This window comes from Phycicoccus endophyticus (genome assembly GCF_011326735.1).
Lineage (GTDB): Bacteria > Actinomycetota > Actinomycetes > Actinomycetales > Dermatophilaceae > Phycicoccus > Phycicoccus endophyticus.
This window is the reverse complement of sequence record NZ_JAANCN010000014.1, coordinates 46512-52727: the sequence shown is the minus strand read 5'-3', so window position 1 is coordinate 52727 and position 6216 is coordinate 46512. Positions and strand designations below refer to the sequence as shown.

Genomic DNA, 6216 nt, shown 5'->3' with positions numbered 1-6216 from the left:
CATCGCGGCGGCGCCGGCGGCCGCACCCGCGGAGCCGGCGGCGGGGGCGGCCGGGGCACCCGGGCCGGGGTGGGGGGCACGGGCGGCCTGGTGCACCCCGGTCATCCCGGTGGCGCGCGGGCGCGAGGCCTTGGACGGGCGCAGCCGGAAGACGCCGGTCTCGAGGTCGTCGTGCTCCTCGAAGACGATGTCGATCGGCCCGGCCGGCTGGTAGCGCTGGCCGTCGCAGTGCTCCTCGGCGGCCGCGACGAGGTCTTCCTCGACGCCGGGAAGGTCCGGGGAGAGCCGGTCGTAGTCGCCGGGGCTGAGCTCGATGACGAAGACGTTGGGGACGATGGCCCGCCCGGAGGCGGTCACGGCACGGTCGTCCATCGCCCGCCGGATGTGGCTGGCGATCTCGACGGGGTGCACGGCCGAGCGCAGGTGCCGGGCGAACGTGCCCTGGACGGCACGCTCGATGCCCGCCTCGAGGCGGTCGAGCAGACCCACCGTGCACCTCCTCATCGGTCTCGGGTACGGCAGACGTCCCTCCAGCGTATCGGGCGAGGCTGAGGGATCACCCAACCCGCGCGCCCGTGGCGCCCATGAGCCCGCCGGCCCGGGTGCGCTTCGCCGCCTCCGGTGCCGGTGCGGCCCGCGCGCCGCGTTCCCACCCCGAGTCCAGGTCGCTGCGGCATGCTCGAGGCCATGGCGACCCGCACCTCCCCGCCCGTGACCCTGCTCGTGCTCGGCGCCGCCGGCGACCTGACGCGGCGTCTCCTGCTGCCCGGGCTGGCCACCCTGCTGGGCACCGAACGGGACCGGCGCGTGCGGGTCCGTGGCGCGGACCGCGCCCAGCTGTCGCCGGCGCAGTGGCGCGCGCGGGTCGAGGACGCGTTCTCCTCGGTCGAGACGCCCACGGCGGTGACCTCACGGGTCGTCGAGGACACCGACTACGTGAGCGCCGACATCCTCGACCCGGACGCGCTCTCGCAGCTCGTCGGCTCGTGTGGCGAAGGCCCCCTCGTCGTGTTCTTCGCGCTGCCGCCGTCGGTGACGATGGACTGCTGCGAGCTGCTCGCCCGGGTCGACCTGCCCGAGGTCACCCGGCTCGCCCTCGAGAAGCCGTTCGGCACCTCCCGCGAGAGCGCTCGCCGGTTCAACGGGCTGCTGCACCGGGTCGTGCCCGAGGAGCAGGTCTTCCGGATCGACCACTTCCTCGGGGTCAACACCGTGCTCAACCTCGTCGGGCTGCGGTTCGCCAACCGGCTCCTGCAGCCGGTCTGGGATCGCGACCACATCGAGCGCGTCGAGATCGTCTACGACGAGGACCTCGCCCTCGAGGGCCGCGCGGGCTACTACGACGGTGCGGGGGCGCTGCGCGACATGCTCCAGAGCCACCTGCTGCAGGTGCTCGCGCTGTTCGCCATGGAGTCGGTGGCCACCCTCGACGCCGAGGAGCTGCAGGACCAGAAGGCGCAGGTGCTGCGCGCCACCCACCCGTGGGGGCGCAGCCCCTCCCGCGCGGCGCGGCGGGCCCGCTACACCGCCGGGCGGCTGGGCCGGCGCCGCGTGCCCGACTACACGGCCGAGAAGGGCGTCGACCCCTCCCGGATGACCGAGACGCTGGCCCAGGTGACCCTCGGGGTGGAGACCAACCGATGGGCGGGCGTCCCCTTCGTCCTGCGCAGCGGGAAGGCCCTCGGCACGGCACGCAAGGAGGTCGTCGTGACCTTCCGCGAGGTCGCCCACCTGCCCGAGGGGTTCACCGGCCGACCCGGCCCGGACCGGCTCGTCATCGGGCTCAAGCCGGGGTCGATGGACCTGACGATGACGATGAACGCCGAGGGCGACCCGTTCGACCTGGAGCAGAAGATGCTCTCGGCCAAGCTCGCGCCGCCGCGCATGCAGGCCTACGGCGAGGTGCTCGGGCAGGTGCTCGACGGCTCACGGCTGCTGTCGGTCCGCGCAGACTCGGCCGAGGAGTGCTGGCGGATCGTCGAGCCGGTGCTGCGCGCCTTCGGGCGTGGCTCGGTGCCGATGGAGGAGTACGCGGCGGGCTCGGACGGGCCGGAGGGCTGGCAGCGGTGAGCCCACCGGGCCCTGCAGGGGAGGGGGCGGCTTTGGCCGAACCGGGGTCCATCGGGCACACTGGGACAGCTCAGCAGAGCACCACGCGCAAGTGGCGGAACGGCAGACGCGCTGTCTTCAGGTGGCAGTGTCCTTACGGGCGTGGGGGTTCAAATCCCCCCTTGCGCACTCTGGGCTGGTCAACGAATCAGCTGGAAAAGACGGACGAAACTCCCGGTCGGGTCATCCGGCCGGGAGTTTCGTATCTGTTGGGGCGCCGACGTCACGCCCGGCCGGTAGTCAGGACGCCGTCGATGGATGCTGGGCCTCGTCGTCAGTGTCATAGGAAGACCTCAAGCACGAGTTGACGCCAATCGCATGACCGACGTCGGCACCCCGAGCAGTACCACTGGTCGGCACGTTCTGTCGTCGGACCTGAACTGGGAGTCGGCGATGAACTTGGCCAGGTGCAGGCATCGCACTCGTGCGGCCAGCCAGCCGAGTCCTGAAGCGTTGGGTGCCGGCCAGGCACTCATGTATTAAAAAATATGACTCCACGGGGCTAGACCGCATCAACGCGTATAACTATGCAATACTGTGGAGTATGGACACGAGTGACCTCCTTCGGGGTGGCGAGACGCTGACGACCGAGTTCAAGTCTCATCTCAACGATCGGGACCTCACCAAGGCCGCGACCTGCCTGGCGAACGCCCAAGGCGGCACACTCCTGCTCGGTGTGGATGACGACGGACGGGTCGTAGGTGCCCAGCCGCGCCCTGGCGGCCACATGGATCCGGCGCGGGTGGCGGCATACGTCCAGAACAGCACCGACCCCCCACTTGGAGTCGCGGTGAGCCTGGAGCACATCGACGGACAACAGGTGTTCCGCATCGATGTGCCGACGGCTACGCCAGGCCCTGTAGCGACCAAGGATGGGTACTACACAAAGCGAGTGCTCGACACCCTCGGCCAACCCCAGTGCGTGCCCATGTCGCCGCAGGAGATCGTGAGCATGGGGATGGTCACCCGCGGGCAGGACTACGCCGCTGCCGTCGCGGTGGGCGCCACCCAGACGGATCTCGACCCGGTTGAGTTCGACCGATATCGCCGACTCTCCAGCCTGACCAGGGACAGCACCGCGAACCTCCAGGACGAGGACATCCTTCGAGCTCTCGGTTTGGTCCCCCTTGCGGCTCCGGTGAGCCTCGGCGCCATCCTGCTGTTCGGCAGGGTTGAAGCAGTCGCACGATGGGTGCCCAACGCAGAGTTCATCTTCCAGGACCTGCGGGGGGCAAGCCCTTCCAACGAACGTCTGGTCGGGCCACTCCTGCGTGTCACCGAGGAGATGCAGGCACTCATCGATGCGCGAAACAGCGTGACGGAGCTGATGGCGGGTATCCACCGACTCGACGTCCCGCTCATCCCGTCAGTGACCCGACGCGAAGCAGTCGCGAATGCCATCGTGCACCGCGACTACTCGGCCCTCGGTCCGACGAGGGTGCAGATCGACGACGCCGAGTTCGTGGTGAGCAACCCAGGCGGTCTGCCACCTGGCGTCACGATCCACAACATCCTGGATGAGTCTCGTCCCAGGAGCCCGATCCTTGCCGACGCCTTCAAACGGGCCGGACTGGTCGAGCGCAAGGGCAAGGGGGTCAACGAGATGTTCGAGCAGCAGCTGCGGGCCGGCCGTGACGCGCCGAGCTATGCACGCTCCACGACGAACTCAGTTCTGGTTTCCGTCCCTCTCGGAACGGCGGACCTCGATCTGGTCCGCTTCCTGCTGACGTTTGAGAACGAACAGCAGCGCTCTCTGGGGTTGGACCAGTTGCGGGTGGTGCACGAGATAAAGGCGATGGGCTCAGCCGCTCCGAGCGAGCTCGCCGAGGCGCTGGCCATGCTCCCCGCAGCGGTGCGAAGCACCACCACGCAACTGGTCGAGCTGGGCATCCTCGAGAGCCGAGGCGTCGGCCGGAGCCGACGCCTGCACCTGACTCCCCGATTCTACGACCTGGCGCAGGATCGGACCGCCTACGTGCGCGTGAAGGGTGCAGACCCCATACAGCAAGAGCGAATGATCGGTGACTACGTGGATGCGTACGGATCGATCACCCGAGCGCAAGCGGCGGGGCTGTGCCAGGTGTCGCCGACGCAAGCCAGGGGGGTGCTCAAGCGCATGGTCGACCGCGGTGAGCTGCGATTGGTTGGCGAGCGCCGCGGCGCCAAGTACGTCCGGGAATGAGAACTCAGAGGTGTGCCTGGAGTCCACCATCGGCTGTGCCTGGAGAGCAACTGTGTGTTGTGTGGACGCAGGTCAGGGAGTTCGGGAACTACCCACTCGACCGCGACGTGCGACGTGCCCCGGGGCACGGGGCCAGCCGCACCGCACCAACCCCCGCGTCGCCCCCGGACCTCTGGGGCGTGACCCGGGGGTTTCGGCTGTCCTCGCCCGCCGGTGCCCCGGCCGGGTGCGGCAGGGTGGGGGCGTGACCCTCTCCACCGGCGGACCGGTCGTCCTGGCTCTGGACTCGTTCAAGGGCGCGCTCACCGCACAGGAGGCCGCGCGCGCGGCCGCGGCGGGCTGGCGCGAGGTCTTCCCGGACGCCGACGTGCGCGAGGTCCCGATGGCCGACGGCGGCGAGGGCACCGCCCGCACGATGGTCGCCGCGACCGGAGGGCACTGGGTCGAGGTGGAGTCACAGGACCCGCTCGGCCGGCCGGTGACCGCCGGCTACGGCGTGCTCGGGCCGGACGGGTCGGGACGGCTGCGCGTGGCGCTCGACGTCGCGACGGCCTCCGGCCTGGACCTGCTGCGAGCCGACGAGCGCGACGTCTGGCGGGCGAGCAGCGCGGGGACAGGCCTGCTGCTGCGGCACGCCCTCGACGCCGGGGCCGACGAGGTCGTCCTCGGCATCGGGGGAAGCGCGACGAGCGACGGCGGCGCCGGGCTTCTCGGCGCGCTCGGGGTGGACCTGCTCGACGCCGCCGGCACCCCGGTCGGCCCGGGCCCGGCGGGCCTGGGCGCCCTCGCCGTCCTGGACGCCACGCCGGCCCACCCCCGGCTGGCCGGGACGAGCATCCGGGTCGCCTGCGACGTGACCAACCCGCTGACCGGCCCCGAGGGGGCCGCCGCGGTCTACGGCCCGCAGAAGGGCGCCACGGCCGAGGACGTCCCCCGGCTCGACGCCGCCCTGGAGCGGCTCGCCCGGGTCGCGGGAGGCGACCCGCACACGCCCGGCGCCGGCGCGGCCGGCGGCATCGGGTTCGCCCTGCGCTGTGTGCTCGGTGCCGAGCTCGTCTCCGGCGTCGAGCTCGTGGCCGACACGGTCGGTCTGGAGAAGGCCTGTACCGGAGCGCGGCTCGTCATCACCGGCGAAGGCCGGCTCGATGCGCAGACCGCCGCGGGCAAGGTACCGCTCGGTGTCGCGCGGGTCGCCGCGCGACAGGGAGTGCCCACGGTGGCCCTCGTCGGGTCGCTCGGTCCCGGGTACGAGGGGCTGCTCGACCGGCTCGCGGCGGCCTGGCCGCTGGCACCCGGCCCGCGCACCCTCGAGGAGGCCCTGGCCGCCACGGCCGACGACCTGCGACGGACCGCACGCTCGCTCGCCGCCTCGCTGGCGGCCTGGGTGGGTGCCGGCTGAGAGCGGCCGCCACCCGCCCGCCCCGAACCCCCCGCGTGGCCCGCCGACCTCGCACACTGGGGGAATGGCCCGCCACGACGACCCCACCCCCACCCGCCGCGAACGCCTCTCCCGCGCCCTGCGCGCCACGAGCAAGGTGGCCCTGGGGGCCGCGCTCGTCGGCGCGGGCGTGGCCCACCTCACCGTGGCCCGGGAGGAGTTCCAGGCCCAGGTCCCCGAGTGGGTGCCCCTCGACGCCGACGACGTCGTCGTCTGGTCCGGGTGGGCCGAGATCGGCCTCGGCGCGACGACCCTGCTCACCTGGCGCCAGCCCACCCGCGCGCGGGTCGGGACCCTCGGCGCGCTCTTCTTCCTCGGGGTCTTCCCCGGCAACGTCGCCCAGTGGCTCGAGCGCAAGGACGGCTTCGGGCTCGACACCGACGAGAAGCGGATGGCGCGCCTGGCCGCCCAGCCGGTGCTCATGGCGTGGGCCCGCTACGCCGGGGACCCGCGGGGCGCCTGACGCGGCGCCGCGCGGTCGGTGGGG

5 protein-coding genes and 1 tRNA gene are annotated in these 6216 nt (G+C 72.0%); 5 read left to right on the top strand and 1 reads right to left on the bottom strand.

Annotation, left to right across the window (positions count from 1 at the left end):
- Positions 1–489, bottom strand: a 489-nt coding sequence (locus G8D98_RS13340) for a DUF3662 domain-containing protein (protein ID WP_166104291.1), incomplete at its 3' end; no start/stop codon positions are given.
- A 198-nt stretch (positions 490–687) separates the two neighbouring features.
- Here G8D98_RS13340 and G8D98_RS13335 point away from each other — a divergent pair.
- From G8D98_RS13335 to G8D98_RS13315, 5 genes are all read left to right on the top strand, one after another.
- The gene (locus G8D98_RS13335; RefSeq protein WP_166104287.1) at positions 688–2070 is read left to right on the top strand and encodes a glucose-6-phosphate dehydrogenase; all 1383 of its coding nucleotides are present in this window, start codon (positions 688–690) and stop codon (positions 2068–2070) included.
- A gap of 85 nt (positions 2071–2155) precedes the next feature.
- Positions 2156–2238, top strand: a tRNA-Leu gene (locus G8D98_RS13330).
- 415 nt (positions 2239–2653) lie between these two features.
- Positions 2654–4291, top strand: coding sequence for a DNA glycosylase AlkZ-like family protein (locus G8D98_RS13325; protein WP_166104284.1), 1638 nt, complete (start codon positions 2654–2656; stop codon positions 4289–4291).
- 244 nt (positions 4292–4535) lie between these two features.
- Positions 4536–5690 carry a glycerate kinase gene (locus G8D98_RS13320; protein WP_166104282.1) on the top strand — a complete coding sequence of 385 codons (1155 nt, stop codon included), beginning with the start codon at positions 4536–4538 and terminating at the stop codon, positions 5688–5690.
- Between the two features lie 64 nt (positions 5691–5754).
- A complete protein-coding gene (locus G8D98_RS13315; protein WP_229661970.1) occupies positions 5755–6192 on the top strand; it encodes a DoxX family protein in 438 nt (145 codons plus the stop codon).
- Positions 6193–6216 lie beyond the last annotated feature (24 nt).

What these genes read in the sequence shown, in the direction of transcription:
- G8D98_RS13325 (WP_166104284.1), top strand. Translation starts at nt 2,654, where the DNA reads ATGGACACGAGTGACCTCCTTCGGGGTGGCGAGACGCTGACGACCGAG.
- G8D98_RS13335 (WP_166104287.1), top strand. Translation starts at nt 688, where the DNA reads ATGGCGACCCGCACCTCCCCGCCCGTGACCCTGCTCGTGCTCGGCGCC.
- G8D98_RS13315 (WP_229661970.1), top strand. Translation starts at nt 5,755, where the DNA reads ATGGCCCGCCACGACGACCCCACCCCCACCCGCCGCGAACGCCTCTCC.